Source organism: Streptomyces sp. NPDC057486, from assembly GCF_042802415.1.
GTDB classification, from domain to species: domain Bacteria; phylum Actinomycetota; class Actinomycetes; order Streptomycetales; family Streptomycetaceae; genus Streptomyces; species Streptomyces yanii.
On record NZ_JBHVEE010000015.1, the window covers coordinates 56,514 to 82,141 of the forward strand.

A 25,628-nucleotide genomic window follows, 5' to 3' on the forward strand; every position below is an offset into this window, starting at 1 on the left:
GTTTCCCTCCTTCGCCTGGCAGCCGCACGTACCCGCTTCCGTCCCCTGAATCCGGCCCGAACCGAAAAAAGGTCCTAGTTCTGGTGTCCTTCGTAGTGCGCGACCGCGTCCGCGGTGCGGCCGGCGCCGTACACCCTGAGGAACTCTGCCAGTTCCGGGTGGGTCGGGGCGAGGGAGTCGGCGGCATCGATGATGTCACCGGCGGCCGCGACCGACCGCAGCAGCGACTGGATCTCACGGACCACGCGACGGACGGTGGGTGCCCCACCGCTGGTCGTGGTCTGGCCGGTGCCGGTGAGGACGGAACCGCCCTGGGACTTCTTGATCTCCTCCATGCGGTCGGTGGCCTCGCCCGCGCTGACACTGCCGTCGGCGACCTGGCTGGCCAGCTCCTGCAGAGCCTGGACACGCTGTACGACCGCGGGGTTGCCGATCTTCGCCCGCTGACCGCTCATCAGCTGGGACAGCATGGGTGCGGACAGCCCGAGTACGGCGGCGAGCCTGGCCTGGTTCAGACCGAGATCGTCGATGAGCCGACGGAACAGCGCGCCCAGCGGTTCCCCGTACCAGCTGCGCTGAAGTTCCCTGGCTCTTGCCGTTGCTTCCTGCTGAACTGCATCCATGGCGTCTCCCCTTCGCTGAGGCTTCGCTGCTGCGAACCTCGTCCAGCATCTTACGGAGAGTGGTTGCCGACCGGGAGTCCCAATCTTTTTGGAAGATTCAGGGGGTCACCCGGTAGTCTGGTCTGCGGCGGTGACCAAGACGCTGATGTGTCTGGTGCTGTCCTCTTTTTCGGGGCCTTAGCTCAGTTGGTAGAGCGCTGCCTTTGCAAGGCAGATGTCAGGAGTTCGAATCTCCTAGGCTCCACGTCAAGAGCCCCTCTGACCTGTGGAAACGCAGGTCAGAGGGGCTCTCTTGTGTGTCTGTCGTGGGCCGGGAGGCTGTGGCGGCTCAGCGGCCGTCGTCGAGGTCGGTGCCGTCCACCTCATCCGCCCTGTCCGACTCGGCCTGCTTGGCGCGGACCTCGGGGTCCACAGCTGTCGGTCCGCTGCCGTCGACCGAGGTCAGCGGCGTACGGTCGGCGACCTCCGTGGGGGCGGGGGGCTCGACCAGCCAGTCCGGATTGGCCTGCTTGTCCCACCATCGCCACGCGGCGTAGGCGCCGCCCGCCAGGACGGAGACCACGGCCACCACCTTGAGCACGCGTCCGGCCTTGGCCCGCCGCTCGTGTTTTCTGGCCAGCTTCCTGATTTCCTTCGCCGTGACCTGCCCGCGCAGTGCGGCCAGTGCCGCGGCGCTGCGGGCCGTGGCTTCCTCGGCGACGGGCTGGGCGGCGGCCATCGCCTGCTCGACTCGGGGCACGGTGTACTCCGCGGCGCTCCTGGCCGCCTGACGGGTGCGGAGTGCGGCGCGCTGGGCGGCCTCGTCGACCTTGGGCGGCACATGCGCGCGAGCCAGTTCGATACGTGGTGCGAGATGTGCGTCGTACTGGACGCGGGCCTGCTGGGCTGCCTTCGACACCCTCGGCGCGAGCCGCGTACGGGCCTCGTGCGCATAGTGTGCCGCCTGGTCCTTGGCCGAGTCGGCGTAGGGCGCCACCACTTCCGCGGCGTGCTGCACGCTGTCCTTCGCCGAGTCGGTTGCGGCGCGCACGCTGTCGATGCGGGTCACGGGATCCTCCTCCTTGGTGGCGGGTAGGTACTCCGCCTTTCCACCCATTTCGAAATCATGCCCCGCGATGGCGTGTGCGGCATGTGGGGCGGGCATCCGGGGCAAGAGAGACGGCTGTACAAAACAGCCATAAGTGATGTTATGGGCAATACGGTGCAAGGGGAGCTTGCCGACGACAATGCCACGGTTCGGTTCAGCACGCGCCGGTTCGTCACGCACTTGGCCTCTTTTGTTCCTGCGGGGAGCCGCAGGAAGGCCGTGCGACGGATGGTCCGTGCGAGGATCGGTGGACGTCAGCGAAGACTTACGGAAGGCAGATCGTGGCCGAGCAGCTTTACGCCACCTTGAAGACCAACCAAGGCGACATCGAGATCCGGCTTCTGCCGAACCACGCGCCCAAGACGGTCAAGAACTTCGTCGAGCTCGCCACGGGCGAGCGGGAGTGGACCCACCCCGCGACCGGCAAGAAGTCCACGGACAGGCTGTACGACGGGACCGTCTTCCACCGGGTCATCAGCGGCTTCATGATCCAGGGCGGGGACCCGCTGGGCAACGGCACCGGCGGCCCGGGCTACGAGTTCGGCGACGAGTTCCACCCGGACCTCAGCTTCAACAAGCCGTACCTCCTGGCCATGGCCAACGCCGGCCCCGGCACCAACGGCTCACAGTTCTTCGTGACCGTCTCGCCCACCGCGTGGCTGACCGGCAAGCACACCATCTTCGGTGAGGTGGCCGACGAGGCCAGCAAGAAGGTCGTGGACGCCATCGCGAGCACCCAGACCAACGCACGCACCGACCGTCCGGTGCAGGACGTGGTGATCGAGTCGGTCGTCGTCGAGACCCGATGATCGCCTGCGGTCATGGTGTGATCACTCTCTGATTGGCCGTCTCGGGAACCAACCGCCCTGCTTGTCCGTACTTGGTTACATAGCGGACGAGCAGGGCGGCATCATGCGCGCTGACGCCCACGACATGACCCGAGGGGGCCAGCAAGTGATGGGACCGATGGACGAGCAGCCGCCCGGCGCCCGGGACCAGTCCGCCGATGCCCGCAGCCCATTCAGCTGCTACCGCCACCCCGGCCGCGAGACGGGGATCCGCTGCACGCGCTGCGAGCGTCCGATCTGCACCGAGTGCATGGTCAGCGCCTCGGTCGGCTTCCAGTGCCCGGACTGCGTCCGTCAGGGTTCAGGTACGGGGCACGGCCCGGCTGCCAATCAGCCGCGCACCCTGGCCGGCGGCACCGTCGCCGCCGACCCGCGGCTGGTCACCAAGATCCTGCTCGCCATCAATGTCGTCCTGTTCATCGCGGTACATGTGAAGGTGTCACTGCTCGACGACCTGACACTGCTGGGACAGGCCACCTACTACCAGGGCGGTCCAGTGGAAGGGGTCGCGGAAGGCCAGTGGTACCGGCTGGTGACGTCGATGTTCCTGCACCAGGAGGTGTGGCACATCGCCTTCAACATGCTGGGACTCTGGTGGCTCGGCGGTCCCCTGGAGGCGGCGCTCGGCCGCGCCCGCTACCTCGCGCTCTACCTGCTCTCCGGCCTGGCGGGGAGCGCGCTCACCTATTGGCTCGCCGCACCGACCCAGGGCTCGCTCGGTGCCTCCGGCGCCATCTTCGGTCTGCTGGGCGCCACCGCCGTGCTCATGCGTCGGCTGAACTACGACATGCGGCCGGTCCTCGTCCTCCTCGCGCTGAACCTGCTCTTCACGTTCAACCCCTGGGGCGGAATCGCCTGGCAGGCGCATGTCGGCGGTCTGATCGCGGGCACGCTCATCGCCATCGCGATGGTGCACGCCCCGCGTGAACGGCGGACGCTGGTGCAGTACGGCACCTGTGCGCTGGTCCTGGCGGCGGTGGTCCTCGTCGTGGTTGCCAGAACAGCCGCACTGACCTGATCACAGGCGCCAGGGGGTTTCTCCCGGCAGTTGTCCACAGCGGGTGCACGATCTTGTGCATTCTGTGGGTACAACTGTGCCCCTTGTCGCTGAGCTGGGTTTTTCCAGCGGAGACAAGGGGCGTGCCACCCCTCGACGGGGGAGACTGCAGTCACACCGGCGTCAACAGCCGGGGAGTTATCCACAGATCGTCTGACCTTTTCCCCCGCCTGTGGATAACGCTGTGGGTAACTCAGGGCAAGGGTTGCGGTACCGGGACCGACTGTGGTCCTACGGCTGCTGTCCGGCTACTTCCACTGCGTGGAGACGCCGAAGCCACCGGCGATGAAGCCGAAGCCCACGACGATGTTCCAGTTTCCCAGCGTCTTGATGGGCAGATCACCGTCGGTCACGTAGAACACGACGATCCAGGCCAGACCGATCAGGAAGAACGCCAGCATCACCGGCGCCACCCAACTGCGGTTGGTCAGCTTTATGTTGGTCGTCTGCTTCGCCGGAGGCGGCGTGAAGTCGGCCTTCTTGCGGATACGTGACTTCGGCACGAGGAACTCTCCTGTCGATGCGCTGCGTGACCGCGCAGGGAACTGTGGCTGGCGCCGGGGCGGGGCGCGAGGGGGAATGCTGACTCCCTCGGGCGTCCGTTAGCGTAGTGCTTCCGTGGCTCCGAAGGAGATAAGGGTACGTTGAGCAATTCTGCCGACTCTCCCCAAGGGCCGGTCCGGCGCACCTTCCGGCACCCGGTCCGCGTGCTCACCGCTGCCGTTTTCGCCCTTGCCGGGCTGATCTTCGTCACCAGCGCCAACACGGCCAAGGGCACCAACATCCGCACCGACTCGTCGCTGCTGAAGCTCTCCGACCTCATTCAGCAGCGCAGCGAGAAGAACGCGGGGCTCGACGACTCCAACGCGTCCGTACGCGAGGACATCGACGCCCTCGCCCAGCGCGACGACGGCAGCACCGAGGCGGAGGACGTCAAGCTCAAGGGGCTGGAGCGGGCCGCGGGTGCCAAGAAGCTCTCCGGCAGGTCCGTCGCCGTCACGCTCGACGACGCCCCGCCGAACGCCACCGCGAACCCCGGCTACCCCGACCCGCAACCCAACGACCTGGTCATCCACCAGCAGGACCTGCAGGCCGTCGTCAATGCTCTCTGGCAGGGCGGTGCCCGCGGCATCCAGGTCATGGACCAGCGGCTGATCTCCACCAGCGCGGTGCGCTGCGTCGGCAACACACTGATTCTCCAGGGCCGGGTCTACTCCCCGCCGTACAAGATCACCGCGGTCGGTGACCCCGACCGGCTCAAGAAGGCCCTCGACAACTCCTCCTCGATCCGGAACTACCTGCTGTACGTGAAGGCGTACGGGCTCGGCTGGAAAGTCGACGAGCACGAGGCGGTGACTCTTCCCGGCTACTCGGGCACAGTGGATCTCCACTATGCGAAGCCGGTGAAGTAGCGAGCAGTTCCGGGGAGGCCGACCGGTGTCGGTGCGACTGATCGTCAGGACCTTCAGCGAACTGTGCATCGCCGTGGGCGCCTTGATCATCCTCTTTGTGGTGTACGTGCTGTTCTGGACCGGGGTGAAGGCCGCCGGTGCCACCGAGGGGCAGATCGACACCCTGCAGAACCAGTGGGCGCGTGGTGCGGTGTCCGTACCCGGGCCGAACGCGGCAGGCACGCCGGCGCCCTCGACCTCGCCGTCGCCCGCACCCACGCCATCGCACGCCCACGCCGCGTACCGCGAGGGGAAGCCGTTCGCGATGCTGTACATCCCCCGCTTCGGCAAGAGCTGGCAGTGGCCCGTCCTGGAGAACACCGAGGTCGGAACCTTGAAGAAAGGGCTCGGCCACTACCGCGGAACCGCCCCCCTCGGCGGCGTCGGCAATTTCGCGGTGGCCGGACACCGTCGCACCTACGGGGATCCTTTCAAGGACTTTCCGACGCTGCGCCGCGGCGACGCGGTGGTGCTGACGGACGGGACGACGTGGTTCACGTACCGCATCGAGAAGAAGCCGTACCGCACCGTGCCGAGCGACACCGGTGTCATCGACGCCGTCCCCCGCAAGTCCGGCTTCGACGGACCCGGTCGCTATCTGACGCTGACCACCTGCGATCCCGAATGGGGCAGCAGCCACCGGCTCATCGCCTGGGCGCATCTCGACGCGACGCAGCCTGTGACCGACGGCAAGCCGGCAGCTTTCCACAGCTGACCCACGCCCCTGCCCCGGCCCTTTAGTCTGGTCCCGTACCGAATGAAGGGGACAGCATGTACGGCTGGATCTGGCGGCATCTGCCGGGCAATGCGTGGGTGCGCGGGCTCATCTCGCTCGTGCTGGCACTCGCCGTCGTCTATGTGCTTTTCCAGTACGTCTTCCCGTGGGCCGAGCCGCTGCTTCCGTTCGGCGACGTGACGGTCGACGGCACGAGCGGAACGGGGGCCGGCCAGTGAGCGCCCGCATCCTTGTCGTCGACAACTACGACAGCTTCGTCTTCAACCTCGTCCAGTACCTCTACCAGCTCGGCGCCGAGTGCGAGGTCCTGCGCAACGACGAGGTGACCACGGCACACGCCCAGGACGGCTTCGACGGCGTTCTGCTCTCGCCCGGCCCCGGCACTCCCGAGCAGGCGGGCGTCTGTGTCGACATGGTGCGCCACTGCGCGGCGACCGGCGTCCCGGTCTTCGGCGTCTGCCTCGGCATGCAGTCGATGGCCGTGGCGTACGGCGGGGTGGTGGACCGCGCCCCCGAGCTGCTGCACGGCAAGACGTCGCCGGTGACGCACGAGGGCAAGGGAGTTTTCGCCGGGCTGCCGTCCCCCTTCACCGCGACCCGTTACCACTCGCTCGCCGCCGAACCGGAGACGATCCCGCAGGAGTTGGAGGTCACGGCGCGCACGGCCGACGGCATCATCATGGGGCTGCGCCACCGTGAACTGCCGGTGGAGGGTGTGCAGTTCCATCCGGAGTCGGTCCTGACCGAGTACGGCCATCTGATGCTGGCCAACTGGCTGGTGCGATGCGGTGACACGGGAGCCGTCGCGAGGTCGGAGGGGCTCGCGCCGGTGGTGGGCAAGGCTGTCGCGTGACCGCACTCCGCCCCGAGCACGACACCGGTGAGGAAGGCCCGTACGAGCAACGAGCGTACGAGGCCACGGGCGCGTTCGAGGCGGCAGTCGACCAGCTGGCGGACCCGCTGAACGATCCGCTGCCGGGGCAGCACGCCTCGCCGTGGTTCCGGGCGGAGAGCATTCCGGCGGAGACGGCGGAGATCGGGGTGGCGCAGGGTCGGCGGCCGGAAGGCCGGTCGCAGGCCTCACACGGGGCACAGGGGCCCCAGGGGACGCCGCGCGAGTGGTACGACCCGGAAGGGTACGAGCGGGACTGGTACGGGCACCAGGAGCCTGTCGTGGCGCCTCCGCCACCGCCGCCGCTCCCCCGCATCGACGAGACGATCGGTCTGCGGACGGCGGACACCCGACGCCAGGCCGGCCGGGCGGTGACAGCTCCGATACCGCAAGCAGAGCCGAAGTACGACGAGGAGCCCGCCCCGGTTCCGGATCCCGGACCGGAGACCGCAGAACTCGAACCGCGTACGGAACCGTCCACCGGGGGCCGGGCCGAGCGTCGGCGCGCCGCCAAGGGGCGCGGCCGCCGTCGCGCCGAACCGCAGAGCCGGTCGGCGGCGACGCCGGAGGGGCGTCCGCTCTCCCGCGTCGAGGCGCGGCGGGCCGCCCGCGCGGCCAAGGACAGCCCGGCCGTCGTCGCCAGCCGGGTCGTCGGCGAACTGTTCATCTCGCTCGGCGTGCTGATGCTGCTGTTCGTCACGTACCAGCTGTGGTGGACGAATGTGCGTGCCGACCAGATCGCCGGGAGCGAGACGCACAAGATTCAGGACGACTGGGCGAAGGGCCGCAAGCCCGGGGCGTTCGAGCCGGGGCAGGGCTTCGCCATCATCCACATCCCGAAGCTGGATGTGGTCGCCCCGATCGCCGAGGGCATCAGCAAGGAGAAGGTCCTGGACCGCGGCATGGTCGGTCACTACGGGCAGGGCGCGCTCAAGACGGCGATGCCGTCGGCCGCGCAGGGCAACTTCGCGCTGGCCGGCCACCGGAACACCCACGGCGAACCGTTCCGCTACATCAACCGGCTGCGCAGGGGTGACCCGATCGTGGTCGAGACGCAGGACGCGTACTACACGTACGAGATGACCAGCGTCCTTCCTCAGACGTCGCCGTCCAATGTCTCGGTGATCACCCCGGTGCCGCCCGGTTCGGGCTTCACGAAGCCCGGCCGCTACATCACTCTGACGACCTGTACGCCTGAATTCACAAGTACGTACCGGCTGATCGTCTGGGGCAAGATGGTCGACGAACGGCCGCGCAGCAAGGGGAAGCCCGACGCGCTCGTCGGCTGAACTTCATCACGACAGGGACGGGTGCGGTGGCAGCGAGGACCCAGCAGGAAGAACAGACCGACGAGTCCGCGCCCCCGGTGCGGAGCAGGGACCGCCATCCCGTCGCGACCGCGGTCAGTCTCTTCGGCGAGCTGCTGATCACCGCGGGCCTGGTGCTGGGCCTCTTCGTCGTCTACTCCCTGTGGTGGACGAATGTGCTCGCCGACCGCGAGGCCGAGAAGCAGGGGCACACCGTCCGCGACCGCTGGGCCGAGGGACCCGGGGCCCTCGACACCAAGGACGGCATCGGCTTCCTGCACGTACCCGCGATGAAGAACGGCGAGGTGCTCGTCAAGAAGGGCACCGACACCAAGAACCTCAACGACGGCATCGCCGGCTACTACACGGACCCGGTGAAGTCGGCTCTCCCCTGGGACAAGCAGGGCAACTTCACGCTGGCGGCGCACCGCGACGGGCACGGGGCGAAGTTCCACAACATCGACAAGGTGAAGACGGGCGACGCCGTCGTCTTCGAGACCAAGGACACCTGGTACGTCTACAAGGTCTTCAAGGAGCTTCCCGAGACGTCGAAGTACAACGTCAAGGTGCTCCAGCCGGTCCCCAAGGAGTCGGGCGTGAAGAAGCCCGGCCGCTACATCACGCTGACGACCTGCACGCCGGTCTACACGTCCAAGTACCGCTACATCGTGTGGGGCGAACTGGTGCGTACGGAGAAGGTCGACAAGGACCGCACGAAGCCGGCGGAGCTGAGCTGACCCTAGGATGGCGAAGGCCCGAAGCCGCAACTTGCTCTTGCGACTTCGGGCCTTTCTGCGCCCGGTGGGCTCTCAGTCGGCTTGCAGGATCGGGAGCGGTACCCCGGCGCTCCATTTCTCGAGGTGGCCTCGGTCCACGACCGTGATGCCGTGGGTCTCGGCTATGGCGCGTGCATCAGGTGTGAAGGAGGTTGTCGCCACGAAGAGAGCCACGTCCGCCTGGTGCTGGACCCTGGCGGCTCCGAGGAACTTCTGCAATTCGCCACTCCACACCGGACGGTAAGGGGCGAAGCTCTTGCACTGCACGACGACACTGCGACCGTCCGCGGTCAGCGCGGTGACGTCTACTCCGCGGTCGCCGGGACCGCCGTGGACGACGATGTCGGTGCAGCCGTCGCGTCGCAGCAGGACGGCGACGTGGTGCTCGAACTCTCTCCAGTTCATGGCGTCGATCGACGCCATGATTCCGGTGTAGGGGCGTGGGCCCCGGGCCTGTTCGAGGCGCCTGAGCCGGTGGTGGTGGTCGCGGAGCTTCCGCTCGATCTTCTTGACGTCGTCCCGGAGGGAGATCAGCTCCTTGTGCTGCTCACCGGAGGTCTCGATGAGGGCGTTGAACATGGGGACGACAGTCTTGCCGAGAATGTGGGTGATGCGTCGGTCGATACGCTCGTCGAGGGACTCGGGCTCACTGTGGACACAGTTATCCACAGGCTGAGTCCGCGCCACGTACTCCCTGTCGAGCAAGTACGTACGCACCTGACGTGCGACTTCGCTGTCCCGGAGGAGCATGGCGACGTTGAGGACGGCGCGGCGACTGAAAAGCGCGAGGGTGCGGGTGCGCGACTGGATCCCACTGAGCTCCTTGAAGGAGCTCAGTTCTGTACCTGTCAGAACGCGGTAGCCGCTGGCCTCCAGTTCGTCCCTATGGTCCAGTACCAGCGACCGGATGGCCTTGATTCCGACCCGGAAGTACGCCGCCACCATCGCCGTCGTCACATGCATGCCGCCCGGCAGAAGCGACAGCACCTTGACCTTGTCCAACGCGTCCGTCTGCTCCACGACACTTGCTCGTAGAGATCTCGACTCCAGCAGTACTGCATCGTTGATCACGCTCATGTCCTTTCGGCTCATCCACAATCGCCGTGAATGAGGTGGTTTGATCCCCCCACGTCACCTCATTCGATCAACGAGTCGGCACATATGAAGACACGATCGTTTTGCGGCCGCATGTGCGGTATGCGGGATGCGCGGTGCGGCAGGCACAGCGAAGGGCCCCGATCACCGAGGCGGTGATCGGGGCCCTTCGCGTGTGTGCGGTGGGGCTCAGTTCTGCGAGCCCGATGGGCCGCCGAAGATATTGCCGTCCCCGTTGCCCTTGCCGCCCACCGTGGTGAGGGTGATGACGGTGGTCGCGGGGTCGGCCTGGGTGCCCGGCTGCGGATCGATGTTGGCGACCCTGGCGTTGTCGTCGTCCGAGCTGCCCTGCGCGAACTGGATTTGAGTGAAGCCCTGCGCGGCCAGGGCCTGCTTGGCCTGGGCGACTGTGCTACCCCTGACTTCGGGGACCGGGACCGTCGCCGGCTGCGTCGGGCCCTTGGAGACCTTCAGGACGATCTGGGTGTCCTTCGGCTCCTTGCCGCCTGGTGCCGGGGTCTGATCAATGACCTCACCCACCGGCTTGTCCGAGTCTTCGTCGGTTCGCGAGACGTTCTGGAAGCCGACGCCGTTGAGCTGGGCCACCGCAGCGTCGTACTGCTTGCCCCTGACGTCGGGGACGTTCTGGGTGGACTGCCTGGCGACCGTGATCTTGACCTCGGACTCCCGCTCGGCCTTCGTGTTGCCCTTGGGGTTCTGGTCGAGCACGGTGCCGGGATCCGCGGTGGAGGACTCGGTCGTGACGACCTTCACCGAGAAGCCCTTTTCCTCCAGGAGCTTGCGGGCGTTCTCCTCGGACTTCTCCGTGACGTCCGGGACCTCGACCTTCGGCGCACCGGTGGAGACGACGACCGTGACGGTCTCGTTCTCCGCCATCTTGCCGTCCTTGGGCGTCTGGCTGCAGATCTTGCCCTTGTCCTGGTCCTCGCAGGGTTCGCGTGAGCCGACCTTGACGAGGACACCGGCGTTCCTCGCGAGATCCTTCGCCTCATCCACGGTCGAACCGACCATGTTCGGCACGTCGACCCTGCCGTTGTCGCTGTTGTCGCCGCCGAAGACGGACTTGCCGATCAGGATCGCGCCGATCAGCACCAGGACGCCCGCGACGACCAGGAGGATCGTCGAGGTGTTGTTCTTCTTCTGGCGGCGGCGGTCCGGGCGCTCGTCGTATCCGTAGCCGCCGTCGTCCGGATTGACCGGGGGCAGCATGGAGGTCTGGGCGCCGTTCGGGTCGGCTGCGCGCAGCGCGGTGGTGGGCTGGTCGTTGCCGTACCCGTCGTATCCCCCGTAACCGGCCGTGCCCATCGCCGCGGTAGCGGCTACCGGCTGGCCGTCGAGACAGGCCTCGATGTCGGCACGCATCTCGTCGGCCGACTGGTAGCGATAGTCCGGGTCCTTGACCAGGGCCTTCAACACGATCGCGTCCATTTCGGGCGTGATCTCGGGGTCGAAGCTGCTGGGGGGCTGCGGCTCTTCCCGCACGTGTTGGTAGGCGACCGCGACGGGCGAGTCGCCGACGAACGGCGGCCGGACGGTCAGCAGCTCGTAGAGCAGACAGCCGGTCGAGTACAGGTCGGAGCGCGCATCGACCTGCTCGCCCTTGGCCTGCTCCGGGGAGAGGTACTGGGCGGTGCCGATGACGGCCGAGGTCTGGGTCATCGTCATGCCGGAGTCGCCCATGGCGCGGGCGATACCGAAGTCCATGACCTTGACCTGGCCGGTGCGCGTCAGCATGACGTTCGCCGGCTTGATGTCGCGGTGGACGATGCCTGCGCGGTGCGAGTACTCCAGCGCCTGGAGGATGCCGACCGTCATTTCGAGGGTGCGCTCGGGCAGCAGTTTGCGGCCGGAGTGCAGAAGTTCTCTGAGCGTCGACCCGTCGACGTACTCCATCACGATGTACGGGATGGAGACACCGTCGACGTAGTCCTCGCCGGTGTCGTAGACAGCGACGATCGCCGGGTGATTGAGCGAGGCGGCGGACTGGGCCTCACGGCGGAACCGGGCCTGGAAGGACGGGTCGCGGGCGAGATCGGTCCGCAGCGTCTTCACAGCGACGGTGCGGCCGAGCCGGGTGTCGTGCGCGAGGTAGACCTCGGCCATGCCACCACGGCCGAGCACCGAGCCCAGCTCGTACCGGCCGCCGAGGCGACGCGGCTCTTCCATAACTGTTCCAGCCCTCTCCGTCAGTCCCGACCGCACCGGTGTGTGGTCCGGCGGTGTGCTGCTCGCGCATACGGTACCGGCCACGCACTACCTCATCGGCCCACAGCCGTGAGCTGATATCTGACCGGTATCCCAATGTGCAGGTATGGCCCCCGATGTGATGGGCGTCACCTCTTGTTGATAACCGCCTCCATCACGGCCTTGGCGATCGGAGCGGCCAGACCACCGCCGGAGACATCGTCCCGGTTGGCGCTGCTGTCCTCGACCACGACCGCCACGGCGACGGGCGAGCCGCTGCTGGTCTTGGCGTACGAGATGAACCAGGCATACGGCTTCTCGCTGTTGTTCAGACCGTGCTGGGCGGTACCGGTCTTGCCGCCGACTGTGACGCCGTCGATGAGGGCCTTGGTTCCCGTGCCGCTCTTGACGACGGTCTCCATCATCTGCTGGAGCTTCTGCGCGTTCTCACCCGAGAGGGGCTGGCTGAGCTCCTCCTTCTCGTGGGTGTAGATCACGTCGAGGTTGGGCGCCTTCCGCTCGGCGACCATGTACGGCTGCATGAGCTTGCCGTCGTTGGCGACTGCGGCGGCGACCATGGCCATCTGGAGCGGGGTGGCGCGGTTGGAGGCCTGGCCGATGCCCGCCATGGCGTTCTGCGGCCGGTTGTCCTTCGGGTAGACGCTCGCGTCGGCGCGGACCGGGGTGAAGATCTCCTTGTTGAAGCCGAACTTGGCGGCCTCGTCCATCATCTTCTGGTTGCCCAGGTCGTCGCTGATCTTGCCGAAGACGGTGTTGCAGGACATCCGCAGCGCTTCCCGGAGCGAGGCGTTCTCGCAGGGGATGTTGCCCTCGTTCTGCAGGACGGTGGTCGTCTGCGGGAGCTTGTACGGCAGCGGTGAGTCCGTCTTGCCGTCGATGTCGGTGTAGAGGCCGTTCTCCAGGGCCGCGGCGGCGGTGACGACCTTGAACGTCGAGCCGGGCGGGTAGGTCTCGCGCAATGCCCGGTTGAGCATCGGCTTGTCCTTGTCCTTCAGGAGCTTCTTCCAGGCCTTGGTGTCCTTGTCGGAGTTGCCCGCGAAGGTCGAGGGGTCGTACGAGGGGGTGCTGGCGAGGGCCAGGATGGCGCCGGTCTGCGGGTCGAGCGCGGCGACGGCACCCTTCTTGTCGCCCAGCCCCTGGAAGGCTGCCTTCTGAGCGGCGGCGTTGAGGGTGGTGACGACGTTGCCGCCCTGCTTCTTCTCGCCCGTGAACATCGACAGGGTGCGGTTGAAGAAGAGCTGGTCGTCGTTGCCGGTGAGGATGCCGTCCTCAAGGCTCTCGAGCTGCGAGGCGTCGAAGGCCTGCGACGAATAGCCGGTGACGGGCGCCCACATGGGGCCGTTCTTCCAGGCCCGCTTGTACTTGAAGTCGCTGCCCTTGGTCTCGACCGAGGTGGTCACCGGGTTGCCGTCGACGATGATGTTTCCGCGTTCGTGGGCGTACCGCTCGATGCGGACGCGGCGGTTCTCGTCGCGGGTGTTCAGCTCGTCGGCGCGGACGTACTGGAGGTAGTTGGTCCGCACGAGCAGGGCGAGGATGAGCACGCCGCAGAAGATCGCGATCCGGCGCAGGGGCTTGTTCACGGTCGGACCACCTGGGTCATCTCGGCGTCGGAGGACGGGGCGGGGGCCGGCGCGGGGCGGCGTGCGGTGTCGCTGATCCGGATCAGGATGCCGATCAGGGCCCAGTTGGCGATCACGGACGAACCACCGGCCGCGAGGAACGGCATCGTCATACCGGTCAGCGGGATGAGACCCATGACACCGCCGGCGACGACGAAGACCTGGATCGCGAAGGCGCCGGAGAGACCGATCGCGAGGAGCTTGCCGAACGGGTCGCGGGCGGCGAGCGCGGTGCGGACACCGCGCTCGACGATCAGACCGTAGATCAGCAGGACGGCCATCATTCCGGCAAGACCGAGCTCCTCACCGACGGTGGAGAGGATGAAGTCGGCGTTGGCGGCGAAGCCGATCAGGTCGGAGTGGCCCTGACCGAGTCCGGTGCCGAGGGTGCCGCCGGAGCCGAAGGACATCAGGGCCTGGGCGATCTGGTCGGAATGGGCCATGGTCTTTTCCCCGAAGGGGTCCAGCCAGGCGTCGACCCGCTGCTGGACATGCGGCTCGAACGTGGCGACGCCGACTGCGCCGACCGCCGACATCAGCAGACCGAAGACGATCCAGCTGGTCCGCTCCGTCGCGACGTACAGCATGATCACGAAGAGGCCGAAGAACAGCAGCGACGTACCGAGGTCGGTCTCGAAGACCAGGATCAGGATCGACATCGCCCAGATGACGAGGATCGGTCCGAGGTCACGGCCACGGGGCAGATAGAGGCCCATGAAGCGGCGGCTGGCGAGGGCCAGCGCATCGCGTTTGACCATCAGATAGCCGGCGAAGAAGATCGCGATGATGATCTTTGCGAACTCGCCGGGCTGGATGGAGAAGCCGGCGATCGTGATCCAGATCTTGGCGCCGAACTTGCCCGGGAAGAACATTGGCAGGATCAGCAGGACCAGCGCCCCCACCATGGAGATGTAGGTGTAGCGCTGCAGGATGCGGTGGTCCTTGAGCAGGAACAGGACGGCGACGAACAGAGCGATGCCGACCGCCGAGTACAGCAACTGTCTGGGGGCGGAGGGGGTGAAGACGCCGTACTGGTACTTGGCTGTCGCGATCAGCCGGGGCGACTGGTCCAAGCGCCAGATCAGTACCAGCCCCAGCCCGTTGAGCAGAGTCGCCAGTGGCAGCAGCAGCGGATCCGCGTACGGAGCGAACTTGCGCACCACGAGGTGGGCGACGCCGCCGAGCAGGATCAGGCCGAACCCGTATCCGAGCATGCCGGAAGGCAGCGTGCCGTCCATGGCAAGGCCCACATTGGCGTACGCGAACACCGAGATGGCGATGGCGAAGACCATCAGGGCGAGCTCGGTGTTGCGACGGCTCGGTGCGTCGATCGCGCCGATCGTGGTGGTATTGGTGACAACGCTCATGGTGCTGAAGGCCCCCTACGGCTTTACTGCTTACCGCACTGCGGGACCAGCTTCGTCTCTTCCTCCGAGAGGCTGGGGCCGGGAGTGGGAGTCGCGGTGGTCGGCTTGGTCTTGCTGGTGGTGGACGTGGAGCCGGACTCGGTGGACGTCTTCGAGAGGTCCGAGCCCGTGCCACCGGCTTCACCCTCGCCGGTGCGGGGCTTGCTCTCTGCCTCGGCCGCGCGGCGCTGTGCGTCCTTCTTGCAGGCGGACGCCTGGGTCGAGAGCTCGCTGATCTTCTCGCGGGCGTCGGCCAGGTTGCCCTCGGCGATGGTCACCTCGACCTGCTTGCGCTGGTAGGACGGGAGGTACTTGAGTTCGATCTCGGGGTGGTCCTTCTCGACCTTCGAGAGCGAGACCCATGCGAGGTCCTGGCTGATGCCGCGGTACAGCGCGACGTGGTCGTTCTTCGCGCCTACGAAGAACTGGTTCTGGGTCCAGCGGTAACCGCCGTACACACCACCGCCGATGACGGCCAGCGCGAGCACGATGTAGAACGACCGCTTCAGCCACTTGCGACCGCCGCCGGGCTTGACGAAGTCGTCGTCGGTGTACGCGTCGAAGGAGCCGTCCGGCATTCCGCCGTAGCCGACGCCGTCGCCGCTGCCGGGCGGGCCGAAGCCGCCCGCAGGCGGCGGGACGGGGCGGCCGAGACCGGCCGCGCGGCCGGCCGGGGTGGTCATGGCGGCACCGTCGTTCAGCTGGGCGGACTGGTTCTCGGCGACCGCGCCGACGATGACCGGGGTGTCGTTGAGCTGCCCGGCCAGGGTGTCGTTGCTGTCCACGTCGAGGACGTCGGCGACGATGCAGGTGATGTTGTCCGGGCCGCCGCCGCGCAGGGCGAGCTGGATGAGCTCCTGGATCGTCTCCTGCGGGCCCTGGTAGCTGGCGAGGGTCTCCTCCATCGTCTGGTGCGAGACGACGCCGGAGAGCCCGTCGGAGCAGATCAGATAGCGGTCGCCGGCCCGGACCTCACGGATGGAGAGGTCGGGTTCGACGTGGTCGCCGCTGCCCAGCGCGCGCATCAGCAGAGAGCGCTGCGGGTGGGTAGTGGCTTCTTCCTCGGTGATGCGGCCCTCGTCGACCAGCCGCTGGACCCAGGTGTGGTCCTGCGTGATCTGGGTCAGCACGCCGTCGCGCAGCAGGTACGCGCGTGAGTCGCCGACGTGGACCAGGCCGAGGCGCTGACCGGTCCAGAGCAGAGCGGTGAGCGTGGTGCCCATGCCCTCCAGCTGGGGGTCCTCCTCGACCATCATGCGCAGTTGGTCGTTGGCCCGCTGGACCGCCGTGCCGAGCGAGGTGAGGATGTCCGAGCCGGGCACGTCGTCGTCGAGCTGAACGAGCGTCGAGATCACCTCGGAGCTGGCGACCTCACCGGCCGCCTGGCCGCCCATGCCGTCGGCGATGGCGAGAAGGCGCGGACCGGCGTAGCCGGAGTCCTCGTTGCCCTCCCGGATCATGCCCTTGTGCGATCCGGCGGCGAAGCGCAGGGACAGACTCATGCGCACCTCGCCCGTCGGCTCGGGGTACAGCCGGTCTCGCGCCACACTGCCCACCCTCCGGTCGGGAGCAGGACCGGGTCCGTTGCCCGGACCGCTACGGCCCCCTCGCTCCGCTCGCTCATTGTCGTACTACTTCCGCAGCTCGATGACGGTCTTGCCGATCCGGATCGGCGCGCCCAGCGGAACAGGCGTCGGGGTGGTGAGCCGGGTCCGGTCGAGATACGTGCCATTGGTGGACCCGAGATCCTCGACGATCCACTGGCCGTCACGGTCGGGGTAGATCCTGGCATGCCTGCTGGACGCGTAGTCGTCGTCCAGCACGATCGTTGAATCGTGGGCCCGGCCCAGCGTGATGGTCTGTCCCTGGAGCGCCACCGTGGTGCCGGTGAGGGTGCCCTCGGAGACGACCAGCTTTGTGGGTGCCCCACGGCGCTGGCGGCCGGGCTGCTGGCGTTGCTGCGGCGGTGCCGCGGCGGTCTGGCGTGCCTGTTGCGGTCGCGTGTCGCCCGCGTTGCGGCGTGAGCCGCGCTGCGTGACGCGCGTTCCGAACAGGTCGCTGCGGATGACCTGAACGGCCACGATGACGAACAGCCACAGAACAGCCAGGAAACCTAGCCGCATGACCGTCAGGGTCAGCTCTGACATTGCCCCCGCTTCACCCTTCGGCTTGCCGGTAAACGATGGTGGTACTGCCCACGACGATCCGCGAGCCGTCGCGGAGCGTAGCGCGGGTGGTGTGCTGCCCGTCTACCACGATGCCGTTGGTAGACCCGAGATCCTGGATCGTCGAGGGCGTTCCGGTCCGGATCTCACAGTGCCGGCGCGATACGCCGGGGTCGTCGATCCGCACGTCGGCGTCGGTGCTGCGTCCCAGCACCAGCGTCGGGCGGGAGATCTGATGGCGGGTGCCGTTGATCTCGATCCAGCGCCGTACCTGCGCGCTCGGCATGGGGCCGGGCGCGGCCGGCGGGCGCCGGTCGGCAGTGGGTGCTCCGGGACGGCCGCTGCCCGGCGGCGGGGCCGCGGGCATGGGCGGGACGGAGCTGGGCGGATAGCCGTAGCCGCCGGTGGGCTGCGGGGCGGCGGAGCGCCCGTGGCCGGGCTGTCCGGGGTGGCCCTGAGGGGCCTGCTGGCCCTGCTGCGAGGAGCTCGAGGCAAGGGTGCGGCTGCGCACGCGGTAGAGCCCGGTGTCGAGGTCCTCCGCCTTCTCCAGATGAACCTTGATCGGTCCCATGAAGGTGTAGCGCTGCTGCTTGGCGTAGTCCCGGACCAGACCGGAGAGCTCGTCGCCGAGCTGGCCGGAGTACGGGCTCAGGCGCTCGTAGTCCGGGGCGCTGAGCTCGACGATGAAGTCGTTGGGGACGACGGTCCGCTCGCGGTTCCAGATTGTTGCGTTGTTGTCGCACTCACGCTGGAGGGCACCCGCGATCTCGACCGGCTGGACCTCGGACTTGAACACTTTGGCGAAGGTGCCGTTGACCAGACCTTCGAGACGCTGCTCGAAACGCTTCATGACTCCCATGGGGCACCTCCTCCGGTGTTCTCGTCCCTGTACTGCTTACTGATCGTATCCACGCGTCGGGAAATCGGCTGGTTCCCCTTGTCTGCCCAGTGGATGAGTGTCACCCCTCACACGGATCGTAGAGGTGACCGCTCCTCACAGTGTCCCGCACCTGCGGTGTGCTGAGGAGGAGTGGGGGTGACCGCATCGCGTTGCCGCTTCCCGTCATCCGCCCGCCAAAACAACGGATGTGAATCCACCCTGTCCAGCGTGCTAATCTTCCGGATGTCGCCAGGCGCTCGCACCAACAGGTGAGAGAGTCTGGAAACACCACTCATGCGCGAGTGGCGGAACGGCAGACGCGCTGGCTTCAGGTGCCAGTGTCCTTAGGGACGTGGGGGTTCAAATCCCCCCTCGCGCACAAGAGAGAAGCCCCACAGGCCAACGGTCTGTGGGGCTTCTTCGTTCCCGGACGAGGGGATCGGCGGCGGGGCGACTTTCGTCGTGCGCGGGCACAACGAAAGAAAGGCGTCGCGTGTGCGAAGGGCTGCCCAGGGTGCGGGGCGTGTACGCGATATCGAAACTCCGGGCCGGGTGGCAGTGGTGTGCGGCGCCGGAGCTGTGGTCCCGCCGCAGGACGGCCGGGGAGGCCGTGCTGGCCGTGGTGCTCGGGCTGCTGGCTGCGGGGACGGAAGAGCTGCTGCGCGGCGGGGAACTGCGGCTGTGGGTGGTGCCGTCCATGGTCGTGGTGCTGTCGCTGCTCAGGCGCCGGCTGCCCGTGAGCGTGCTGGTGGTGACGTCCGCCCTGGCCGGGCTCTCCGGCGGATTCGTGTTGCTGCTGATGATGGTGGCGTGGAGTTCCGGGCGTCGGATCGCCGGAGCAGGACGGGCGCTGGGGGCGTTCACCGCCTCGCACATCCTCTACGTGGGTGTGACCGTTGCGATGACCTGGTCCGGGCTGCGGCCGCTGACCCAGGTGTTGTTCGCCACCCTCTACTTTTTGGCGACGACGCTCGTGCCCGGTCTCGCCAGTCGGTACTGGACGCAGCGCCGGACCCTGCTGCACGCCCTCCAGGAACGCAATGCACAGCTGATCCGGGAGCGGGCCATGATCGTGGGGCAGGCCCGGCTCATGGAGCGCCGGCGGATCGCTCAGGACATGCACGACAGCCTCGGTCACCAACTGGCGCTGATCTCTGTCCATACGGGGGCACTGGAGGTCGACCCGGAGCTGACGGTGCGGCAGCGCGAGGTGGTCGGTGTGCTGCGCGGTGCCTCGGTCCATGCCATGCACGAGTTGCGGGAAGTCGTCGGGATTCTGCGGGACGACGTCGCGGGACCCGGGCGCGGTGGCGAGGACGGGCAGCGGGCGGCGCGGGGGACCGCGGGCATCGAGGAGCTGACGCAGGCGGCGCGGGCCGCTGGAAGTGCTGTGGAGCTCCGTCGCACGGGAGAGCGCCGGGCGCTCGCGGCTGCCTCGGACCATGCGGCTACTGCATCGTCCAGGAGGCACTGACCAATGCGTACTCACGACGTTCGGGGAGCGGGAGAACGTCCTGCGGACGCTGGAGCAAGGGGGCGCCGGATTCCTGCTCAAGGACACCGCGCCGGCCGAGCTGATCCAGGTGGTTCGGGCGGCAGCGGCCGGTGATGCCTATCTCTCGCCCGGTGCCACTCGGCATGTGGTCGATCAGCCGGCCATGGGACGGGCGGCCAAGCGGGGCGAAGGGGCGCGGCGGCGGGTGGCGGAACTCAGCGGGCGGGAGCGCGAGGTGCTGGTCCTGCTCGGCGAGGGGCTGTCCAACGCGGACGCCGGCAGGCGGCTGCACATGAGCAAGGCAACTGTGAAGACCTATGTGAGCCGGATCCTGGCGAAGCTGGGGTGCGAGAACCGGGTGCAGGCTGCGCTGTTGGCGAGGGATGCGGGGCTGTAGGCGTGCCGTGGGCTCGTTCTGGAGGCTCTGGAACGCCAGGATGTGTTTCACGTGAAACGTCCGATTCGGGGCGTTCGGTACAGCGGGACGTTTCTGTGAGGCGGGTTGTTTGTGTGCCCCCATGCGACGACGGGCCAGGGCTCGCGGGAGTGTCCGATTCCCGCGAGCCCCGGCCGATTTTGCGTCGTGCCGCGACTCAGGCGGCGAGGCGCGTGGCGAGAGCCTTGGCCTTCTCCGCGGCCTCGGTGAACGCCCTGGCGCGGGAGGCCTCGGCGAGCGGGATGAGCTCGGCCATCGCGGGCTGGGAGTGGGCCAGCGTCAGCTCCGGGACGATGAAGTCGACCTCGGCGCCGAACATGCTCGTCAGCAGCTTCTCCAGGTAGTTCTGGACGAACTCGGAGTCCTCGCGCGGGGTGCCGGGGGCGTACGAGCCGCCGCGGCTGGCGACGACGGTGATCGGGGTGCCCGCCACCGGGCTGTCGGGACCCACGTTGCGGCCGACGATGATCACCTGGTCGAGCCAGGCCTTCAGGGTCGACGGAATGCTGAAGTTGTACATCGGGGCGCCGATCAGGACGGCATCCGCGGCTTCCAGCTCGGCGGCGAGCTCGCTGCGCAGCGGGTCCCCGGCGCCGGCGGCTGCCGCTGTGGCGTCCAGGTGGGGCAGCGGGTTCGCGGCAAGGTCGCGGTAGACGACCTGTCCGTCCGGGTGCTGCTCGAGCCAGGTCTTGACGAAGGTGGCGGTGACCTCGCGCGATGCGGAGCCCTGCGGGAAGACGGCGGAGTCGAGGTGCAGAAGCGTGGCCATGGGGGATCTCCACGGATATCTAGAGGGTTGTGCCCGGCCAGGGACGCAGGGCAACTTTTTCGTACGCACCTAGTAATAACATAGGGGCTTACTAATCATAAGCACCTCACTGCGACGCAGTACCCTGGGTGCATGGCGGACCACGGTGAGCAGGCGTGTCGACGGGTCGACGTGAGCATCACGCGCGTCTTCGAGCTGTTCGGGAAGCGCTGGACGGGCCCGATCGTCTCCGTGCTTCTGCAGCAGCCGGTGTACTTCGCGGATCTGCGTCGGGCGATTCCCGGTATCAGTGAGCGCATGCTCTCGGACCGGCTGACCGAACTCGGTGCGGCCGGGCTGGTGGTGCGTGAGGTCGACGAAGGTCCGCCGCTGCGGGTCTCGTACCGGCTGACGCGGGCCGGCGCCGCGATGGAGCCCGCTCTGAAGGAGTTGGCGCTCTGGGCGCAGACGTACCTCGTGGTCGACGAGGGTGGCTGCTGACGGCTCTCGGTGGTTACAGGGGCGTGCCCGTGCCCGGCGTGCTCGTCCCGCCCGACGCGTTGTAGCGCAGCAGGTACTCGGCGAACCGCGCGAGATCGTCCGCGGTCCACTCCGCGAGACGCTGCTGGTAGGCCGCGTGACGGCTGGCCTGCGTCGAGGCAAGGGCCTGGGTTCCGGCCTTGGTGGGGTGCAGCACCTGGATCCGGTGGTCCGTGGGGTCCGGGTGGCGTTCGACCAGGCCGAGCTTCTCCAGGGTGGCGATCTGTCGGCTGACCGTCGACTTGTCGAGCATGTAGTGCGCAGCCAGATCCGTTGCGCGGCAGCCCTGCTGGTCGTCGATGTGCGACAGCAGTGTGTACGAGACCAGCGGCAGCTCCGGATGGAGGCGGGCCGCGGCGGCGCGCGCCCGGCGCGCGAACGCCGTCAGCTCGCGCTCGATGACATCCAGCGACTCTTCGCGTTCCCCGGCGGTGTCTGGCACGGTCTCACCTTCCCGAATTTTCAGTTGTACAGTACAACGGATAGAAGAGTTGTAAAAGCCAACCATTGGAGTTCGATGTCCACGGGTCCGAGTGCCGTCGGCGGCACGACCGCCGCTGCCCTGCGCCATGTGCTGAGCCATCTCGTCACACCCCTGCTGATGTGTATCGGGATGGGGCTCGCCTACCTGGGGGCGTTCCATGCTCCGGAACCGCACGACCTGCGGGTGGACGTGGTCGGATCGGGGCCGAGCGCACAGCTGCTCGCGCAGACGCTGCAGGACAAGGGTGACGGCGCACTCAGCGTGCGTACCGTCCCCGACCGGGACACCGCGGTGAACCACTTGAAGACACAAGCGAGTTACGGCGCCTACCTGCCGGGGAAGCGCCCCGAGCTTCTCGTGGCCAGCGCCTCGTCCGACACCAGTGCCACGGTGGTGGAGAAGGTCTTCACGAAGGTGGCGGCCGCGCAGGGCGACCCGCTGAAGGTGACGGACACGGCACCGACCGCGGACGGCGATCCGACCGGCCAGGGGATCTTCTTCCTGCTGGTCGCGGTGAGTATCGGGTCGTACGCGTCGGTCGCGGTGATCGGTGGTGCGGGTGCGGTGCTGGCGTTGCGGATCAGGGCGGCGCTGGCCCTCGGTGCCTCACTCGTGGTGAGCGTGATCGGGGCCGTGTTCGCGGGGCCCATGTTCGGGCTGGTGGACCACGGGCTGGGCGGACTCTGGGCGATGGCCTGGCTCTACTCGGCGGGCATTCTCCTGATCGGTGTGGGGCTGCACACATTCCTCAGGCGGTGGACGACGCTCGGCGTGATGGTGCTGTTCGTGATGTTGAACTTCACGAGCTCCGGCGGCATCTTCCGGCCCGAACTGCAGCCCGGCTTCTTCGGTTCGCTGCACGCGTTCTGGAACGGCGCGGGCTTCGTCGAGGGTGCGAGGAGCCATGTGTACTTCGATGGGCACGGACTCGGCGGACATGTGCTGGTGCTCGCGCTCTGGTTCGTGGTGGGGCTGGCCGCGATGGGAGCGGCCGGGTTGGCCGAGGGGAGGCGGCGGAAGTCTGCTGCGCAGGCTCAGGGTGTGGGTTCGTCCCGGCACCGGGCCGGGTCGGAGAACCGGACGGGTACGGAGAGCAGGGGGACGGCGGTTCGTCGGGCCGAGGCCGAGGCGAGGGAAGAGCTGGAGGAGGAGTTGGAGGAGTCTGTCGGCGTCTGACCAGGGCAAGGCGCTGTCCACAGGCGTTCGTTCAGGTTTTCCACAGGGGCAGACGGCTGTTGGCGGACGGCGGTACCGTCGTCGGCAGTTGATGTTGAACAGGACGTCGGTCGAGGACGGGGGAGGCTGCGCGCCATGGGTGAGTTCGAAGTGGCACTGCCGGGGCAGCGGGTTGTGACCGATGAGCCGCGCATACCGGTCGTGCCCGGGTTCGCCCGGCGCGTGGCTGTTGCGGCGGGAAGCGTGCCGCAGTCGCCGAGGGGGACGGGCAAGGCGCTGCGCGACCGGGTGCCCAGGACCTCGCACGATGCCCTGGTCCTTCCCTCGGGTCGGCCCGACGCCGTGCAGGCGGTCGAGGAGTCGAACCGGGGCCGAGTGCCCGACCTCGCGCCGATCAGGGTGGGGCGGATGGCTGCCACACCGTTCGCGTTTCTGCGCGGTTCGGCCGGGCTGATGGCCCATGACCTGATGGGCACACCGGTGACCGGGGTGGGCGCCCAGCTCTGCGGCGATGCGCATGCGGCCAATTTCGGGCTGTACGGCGATGCGCGAGGCAGTCTGGTCATCGATCTGAACGACTTCGACGAGACCGTGTTCGGCCCGTGGGAGTGGGACCTCAAGCGGCTCGCCACCTCGCTGGTGCTCGCGGGGCGTGAGGCCGGAGCGGACGAGGACACCTGCCGGCGGGGTGCGTACGACACCGTGGGCGCGTACCGGCGGACGATGCGATTGCTGGCCAGACTGCCCGCGCTCGACGCCTGGAATGCCATCGCCGACGAGGAACTCGTCTCGCACACGGACGCGCGGGATCTGGTCGGCATGCTGGAACGGGTCTCGCAGAAGGCCCGTAAGAACACCAGCGCCCGCTTCGCCGCCAAGTCCACGGAGGAGGCCGAGGGCGGCGGACGCCGCTTCGTCGACGCACCGCCGGTGCTGCGGCGGGTGCCGGATGCGGAGGCCGCGGCGGTCGCGGCGGCGCTCGGCGACTATGTGGGCACGATCTCGGAGGACCGGGTGCCGCTGCTCGCCCGTTACGCGATCCATGATGTGGCGTTCCGGGTGGTCGGCACGGGGAGTGTCGGAACCCGGTCGTATGTGGTGCTGCTGCTCGACCACCGCGGCGAGCCGTTGGTCCTGCAGGTGAAGGAGGCGCGGCCCTCCGCGCTGGCGCCGTATCTGCCTGCCGCAGGTTTCGAGGTGCCCGAGGCGGCGCACGAGGGTCACCGAGTGGTGCTCGGGCAGAAGCGGATGCAGGTGGTCAGCGACATTCTGCTGGGCTGGGCGACCGTGCAGGGGCGGCCGTTCCAGGTGCGGCAATTCAGGAACCGCAAGGGCAGTGTGGACCCCGCGGCCCTGGCGGCCGACCAGGTCGACGACTACGGGCGGATGACGGGCGCACTGCTGGCGAGGGCCCATGCCCACAGCGCCGACCCGCGACTGATCGCGGGCTACTGCGGCAAGAACGATGAGCTGGACGAAGCGGTGGCGAGCTTCGCCGTGACGTACGCGGACCGTACGGAGGCGGACCACGCGGAGCTGGTGCGGGCCGTTGGTTCGGGGCGAATAGCGGCTGAGCTCGGGGTGTGAGGGGCGCACCGCCGACCGTGCGTCCTCGGGGCGCGGACCGGGGTCATACGCTGGACGGGTGACCCACGAAGCCGCCGGGGTGCCGACCACCCGGAACGACGATGACCGGCAGGACAACGACCGGCAGCAGGAACAGCACGAGCAGCAAGCCCCTCGGGGCGACGCCGACGCGGGCGGTGCCGCTGATGCCGCGCGCCCCGAGGCGCGGCTGGCGAAGGCCGTGCGGGCGGCGGAGCAGGCGCTGATCGAGTTCGAGATCGCGGTGGAGACCTTCCGGGTCGAGGTGGAGAACTTCTCCCGGCTGCACCACCAGAAGCTCGGCCCGATGTACGCCCGCCTCGACGAGCTCGACGCGCAGATCGCGGAGGCCCGGGCCGCCCGGACCGGTGACCCCGAGGATCTGCGCAGGGCTCGGGAGGCTCGGGCGCTCGTGATGCCGATGCCGGGCATCGACGAGCTTTTCCACGACTGGCTCGACTCCGACGGGCTGTCCCCCGAGGCGGCGGCGATGCTGACCGAACAGCCGGTGCGGCCGCCCAAGCGGGTCCGGCCGACCGAGGAGGCGCGCAAGCTCTACCGCGAGCTGGCACGCAGTGCCCACCCGGATCTCGCCCAGGACGAGACGGAGCGGGCGCGCCGGGACGAGTTCATCACGCGCGTCAACGCCGCTTACGGGCGTGGGGACGAGGCCCTGCTGAAGGAGCTGGCGCAGGAGTGGGCGGCGGGGCCCGTTCCACAGCAGGCGGAGCTCAGCGAGAACGAGGAGCTCTACGCCCGGCTGAACTGGCTGACTCAGCGCAAGGAACTGCTGACGGTGCTCGCCCAGGAGCTGGAGGAGGGCGCGATCGGGGCCATGCTGCGGATGGCACCCGACGACCCGGACCGGCTGCTCGACGAGATCGCCGAGCAGCTGCTGGGTGAGGTCGCGCAGCGAGAGGCGGAGCTGGCAGGCCTGGTGCAGTAGCGTTTCTGGTAGGTCCTGAGCGTACGT

The 25,628-nt window shown here is 68.0% G+C and carries 25 protein-coding genes, 2 tRNA genes and 1 pseudogene; 16 read left to right on the forward strand and 12 right to left on the reverse strand.

Features of this window, described 5'->3' with window-relative positions; genetic code table 11:
- Window positions 1-74 precede the first annotated feature (74 nt).
- Window positions 75-623 (reverse strand): helix-turn-helix domain-containing protein, encoded by a 549-nt coding sequence (locus ACFU6I_RS10320; RefSeq protein ID WP_384363659.1) that lies wholly within the window; start codon window positions 621-623, stop codon window positions 75-77.
- Window positions 624-794: 171 nt separating this feature from the next.
- Here ACFU6I_RS10320 and ACFU6I_RS10325 point away from each other — a divergent pair.
- A tRNA-Ala gene (locus tag ACFU6I_RS10325) sits at window positions 795-867 on the forward strand.
- Between the two features lie 84 nt (window positions 868-951).
- Here the strand turns inward: ACFU6I_RS10325 and ACFU6I_RS10330 are convergent.
- Complete coding sequence (locus ACFU6I_RS10330) at window positions 952-1,671, reverse strand: DUF5324 family protein (RefSeq protein ID WP_384363661.1); 720 nt, start codon at window positions 1,669-1,671, stop codon at window positions 952-954.
- 320 nt (window positions 1,672-1,991) lie between these two features.
- Between ACFU6I_RS10330 and ACFU6I_RS10335 the strand changes: the two genes are divergently transcribed.
- Both ACFU6I_RS10335 and ACFU6I_RS10340 read left to right on the forward strand, forming a co-directional pair.
- Window positions 1,992-2,519 (forward strand): peptidylprolyl isomerase, encoded by a 528-nt coding sequence (locus tag ACFU6I_RS10335; protein WP_384363663.1) that lies wholly within the window; start codon window positions 1,992-1,994, stop codon window positions 2,517-2,519.
- A gap of 157 nt (window positions 2,520-2,676) precedes the next feature.
- Window positions 2,677-3,576, forward strand: a complete 900-nt coding sequence (locus ACFU6I_RS10340; protein ID WP_384363732.1) for a rhomboid family intramembrane serine protease — start codon at window positions 2,677-2,679, stop codon at window positions 3,574-3,576.
- A 287-nt stretch (window positions 3,577-3,863) separates the two neighbouring features.
- On the opposite strand, the gene crgA is transcribed toward ACFU6I_RS10340, so the two are convergent.
- On the reverse strand, window positions 3,864-4,118 hold the full coding sequence (gene crgA / locus ACFU6I_RS10345; protein WP_266983757.1) for a cell division protein CrgA: 255 nt from the start codon (window positions 4,116-4,118) through the stop codon (window positions 3,864-3,866).
- 141 nt (window positions 4,119-4,259) lie between these two features.
- On the opposite strand from crgA, the gene ACFU6I_RS10350 reads away from it, so the two are divergent.
- The 6 genes from ACFU6I_RS10350 to ACFU6I_RS10375 are packed head-to-tail and all read left to right on the forward strand — an operon-like array spanning window position 4,260 to window position 8,738.
- Complete coding sequence (locus ACFU6I_RS10350) at window positions 4,260-5,027, forward strand: DUF881 domain-containing protein (protein ID WP_384363665.1); 768 nt, start codon at window positions 4,260-4,262, stop codon at window positions 5,025-5,027.
- A gap of 25 nt (window positions 5,028-5,052) precedes the next feature.
- Window positions 5,053-5,781, forward strand: a complete 729-nt coding sequence (locus ACFU6I_RS10355) for a class E sortase (protein WP_384363667.1) — start codon at window positions 5,053-5,055, stop codon at window positions 5,779-5,781.
- A 56-nt stretch (window positions 5,782-5,837) separates the two neighbouring features.
- Window positions 5,838-6,020 carry a hypothetical protein gene (locus tag ACFU6I_RS10360; RefSeq protein ID WP_037702041.1) on the forward strand — a complete coding sequence of 61 codons (183 nt, stop codon included), beginning with the start codon at window positions 5,838-5,840 and terminating at the stop codon, window positions 6,018-6,020.
- Window positions 6,017-6,655 (forward strand): aminodeoxychorismate/anthranilate synthase component II, encoded by a 639-nt coding sequence (locus ACFU6I_RS10365; protein WP_345512726.1) that lies wholly within the window; start codon window positions 6,017-6,019, stop codon window positions 6,653-6,655. The genes ACFU6I_RS10360 and ACFU6I_RS10365 overlap by 4 nt, the downstream gene beginning before the upstream one ends.
- On the forward strand, window positions 6,652-7,983 hold the full coding sequence (locus ACFU6I_RS10370; protein ID WP_384363669.1) for a class E sortase: 1,332 nt from the start codon (window positions 6,652-6,654) through the stop codon (window positions 7,981-7,983). The genes ACFU6I_RS10365 and ACFU6I_RS10370 overlap by 4 nt, the downstream gene beginning before the upstream one ends.
- A gap of 26 nt (window positions 7,984-8,009) precedes the next feature.
- The gene (locus ACFU6I_RS10375) at window positions 8,010-8,738 is read left to right on the forward strand and encodes a class E sortase (protein WP_384032591.1); all 729 of its coding nucleotides are present in this window, start codon (window positions 8,010-8,012) and stop codon (window positions 8,736-8,738) included.
- Window positions 8,739-8,810: 72 nt separating this feature from the next.
- Here ACFU6I_RS10375 and ACFU6I_RS10380 read toward each other — a convergent pair whose 3' ends face one another.
- From ACFU6I_RS10380 to ACFU6I_RS10410, 7 genes are all read right to left on the reverse strand, one after another.
- Window positions 8,811-9,854, reverse strand: a complete 1,044-nt coding sequence (locus ACFU6I_RS10380; protein ID WP_384363671.1) for a restriction endonuclease — start codon at window positions 9,852-9,854, stop codon at window positions 8,811-8,813.
- 207 nt (window positions 9,855-10,061) lie between these two features.
- Window positions 10,062-12,059, reverse strand: a complete 1,998-nt coding sequence (gene pknB / locus ACFU6I_RS10385) for a Stk1 family PASTA domain-containing Ser/Thr kinase (RefSeq protein WP_384363673.1) — start codon at window positions 12,057-12,059, stop codon at window positions 10,062-10,064.
- Between the two features lie 167 nt (window positions 12,060-12,226).
- Entirely contained in the window at window positions 12,227-13,681 is a 1,455-nt protein-coding gene (locus ACFU6I_RS10390; RefSeq protein ID WP_384363675.1) for a peptidoglycan D,D-transpeptidase FtsI family protein, read from the reverse strand.
- A complete protein-coding gene (locus tag ACFU6I_RS10395; protein ID WP_327245425.1) occupies window positions 13,678-15,087 on the reverse strand; it encodes an FtsW/RodA/SpoVE family cell cycle protein in 1,410 nt (469 codons plus the stop codon). Before ACFU6I_RS10395 ends, ACFU6I_RS10390 begins: the two co-directional genes overlap by 4 nt.
- A 23-nt stretch (window positions 15,088-15,110) precedes the next feature.
- Window positions 15,111-16,628, reverse strand: coding sequence for a Stp1/IreP family PP2C-type Ser/Thr phosphatase (locus ACFU6I_RS10400; protein WP_384363678.1), 1,518 nt, complete (start codon window positions 16,626-16,628; stop codon window positions 15,111-15,113).
- 129 nt (window positions 16,629-16,757) lie between these two features.
- Window positions 16,758-17,273, reverse strand: a complete 516-nt coding sequence (locus ACFU6I_RS10405; protein WP_037702017.1) for an FHA domain-containing protein — start codon at window positions 17,271-17,273, stop codon at window positions 16,758-16,760.
- Between the two features lie 10 nt (window positions 17,274-17,283).
- Entirely contained in the window at window positions 17,284-18,150 is an 867-nt protein-coding gene (locus tag ACFU6I_RS10410) for an FhaA domain-containing protein (RefSeq protein ID WP_345517209.1), read from the reverse strand.
- A gap of 317 nt (window positions 18,151-18,467) precedes the next feature.
- On the opposite strand from ACFU6I_RS10410, the gene ACFU6I_RS10415 reads away from it, so the two are divergent.
- The 3 genes and pseudogenes from ACFU6I_RS10415 to ACFU6I_RS10425 form a co-directional block, all read left to right on the forward strand.
- Window positions 18,468-18,550: transfer RNA gene (locus ACFU6I_RS10415), tRNA-Leu, on the forward strand.
- 144 nt (window positions 18,551-18,694) lie between these two features.
- Complete coding sequence (locus ACFU6I_RS10420) at window positions 18,695-19,645, forward strand: histidine kinase (RefSeq protein ID WP_384363680.1); 951 nt, start codon at window positions 18,695-18,697, stop codon at window positions 19,643-19,645.
- A gap of 7 nt (window positions 19,646-19,652) precedes the next feature.
- Window positions 19,653-20,063 (forward strand): annotated as a pseudogene (locus ACFU6I_RS10425) (DNA-binding response regulator); the annotation flags it as partial.
- Between the two features lie 196 nt (window positions 20,064-20,259).
- Here ACFU6I_RS10425 and ACFU6I_RS10430 read toward each other — a convergent pair.
- Window positions 20,260-20,871 (reverse strand): FMN-dependent NADH-azoreductase, encoded by a 612-nt coding sequence (locus tag ACFU6I_RS10430; RefSeq protein WP_384363682.1) that lies wholly within the window; start codon window positions 20,869-20,871, stop codon window positions 20,260-20,262.
- Window positions 20,872-21,003: 132 nt separating this feature from the next.
- Between ACFU6I_RS10430 and ACFU6I_RS10435 the strand changes: the two genes are divergently transcribed.
- Entirely contained in the window at window positions 21,004-21,351 is a 348-nt protein-coding gene (locus tag ACFU6I_RS10435; protein WP_384363684.1) for a winged helix-turn-helix transcriptional regulator, read from the forward strand.
- 13 nt (window positions 21,352-21,364) lie between these two features.
- On the opposite strand, the gene ACFU6I_RS10440 is transcribed toward ACFU6I_RS10435, so the two are convergent.
- Complete coding sequence (locus ACFU6I_RS10440; protein ID WP_384363686.1) at window positions 21,365-21,832, reverse strand: MarR family winged helix-turn-helix transcriptional regulator; 468 nt, start codon at window positions 21,830-21,832, stop codon at window positions 21,365-21,367.
- Between the two features lie 75 nt (window positions 21,833-21,907).
- Between ACFU6I_RS10440 and ACFU6I_RS10445 the strand changes: the two genes are divergently transcribed.
- The 3 genes from ACFU6I_RS10445 (at window position 21,908) to ACFU6I_RS10455 (ending at window position 25,601) form a co-directional block, all read left to right on the forward strand.
- A complete protein-coding gene (locus ACFU6I_RS10445) occupies window positions 21,908-23,050 on the forward strand; it encodes a hypothetical protein (RefSeq protein ID WP_384363688.1) in 1,143 nt (380 codons plus the stop codon).
- Window positions 23,051-23,185: 135 nt separating this feature from the next.
- On the forward strand, window positions 23,186-24,637 hold the full coding sequence (locus tag ACFU6I_RS10450) for a DUF2252 domain-containing protein (protein WP_384363690.1): 1,452 nt from the start codon (window positions 23,186-23,188) through the stop codon (window positions 24,635-24,637).
- 58 nt (window positions 24,638-24,695) lie between these two features.
- Complete coding sequence (locus ACFU6I_RS10455) at window positions 24,696-25,601, forward strand: hypothetical protein (protein WP_384363692.1); 906 nt, start codon at window positions 24,696-24,698, stop codon at window positions 25,599-25,601.
- Window positions 25,602-25,628: the final 27 nt, after the last annotated feature.

Bases quoted from the DNA above. Each gene is read 5' to 3' on its own strand.
- pknB (WP_384363673.1), bottom strand. From the start codon at position 12,059: ATGGAAGAGCCGCGTCGCCTCGGCGGCCGGTACGAGCTGGGCTCGGTG.
- ACFU6I_RS10395 (WP_327245425.1), bottom strand. From the start codon at position 15,087: ATGAGCGTTGTCACCAATACCACCACGATCGGCGCGATCGACGCACCG.
- ACFU6I_RS10405 (WP_037702017.1), bottom strand. From the start codon at position 17,273: ATGTCAGAGCTGACCCTGACGGTCATGCGGCTAGGTTTCCTGGCTGTT.
- ACFU6I_RS10445 (WP_384363688.1), top strand. From the start codon at position 21,908: ATGTCCACGGGTCCGAGTGCCGTCGGCGGCACGACCGCCGCTGCCCTG.
- ACFU6I_RS10340 (WP_384363732.1), top strand. From the start codon at position 2,677: ATGGACGAGCAGCCGCCCGGCGCCCGGGACCAGTCCGCCGATGCCCGC.
- ACFU6I_RS10435 (WP_384363684.1), top strand. From the start codon at position 21,004: ATGGCGGACCACGGTGAGCAGGCGTGTCGACGGGTCGACGTGAGCATC.
- ACFU6I_RS10430 (WP_384363682.1), bottom strand. From the start codon at position 20,871: ATGGCCACGCTTCTGCACCTCGACTCCGCCGTCTTCCCGCAGGGCTCC.
- ACFU6I_RS10450 (WP_384363690.1), top strand. From the start codon at position 23,186: ATGGGTGAGTTCGAAGTGGCACTGCCGGGGCAGCGGGTTGTGACCGAT.
- ACFU6I_RS10400 (WP_384363678.1), bottom strand. From the start codon at position 16,628: ATGAGTCTGTCCCTGCGCTTCGCCGCCGGATCGCACAAGGGCATGATC.
- ACFU6I_RS10360 (WP_037702041.1), top strand. From the start codon at position 5,838: ATGTACGGCTGGATCTGGCGGCATCTGCCGGGCAATGCGTGGGTGCGC.
- ACFU6I_RS10380 (WP_384363671.1), bottom strand. From the start codon at position 9,854: ATGAGCGTGATCAACGATGCAGTACTGCTGGAGTCGAGATCTCTACGA.
- ACFU6I_RS10410 (WP_345517209.1), bottom strand. From the start codon at position 18,150: ATGGGAGTCATGAAGCGTTTCGAGCAGCGTCTCGAAGGTCTGGTCAAC.
- ACFU6I_RS10320 (WP_384363659.1), bottom strand. From the start codon at position 623: ATGGATGCAGTTCAGCAGGAAGCAACGGCAAGAGCCAGGGAACTTCAG.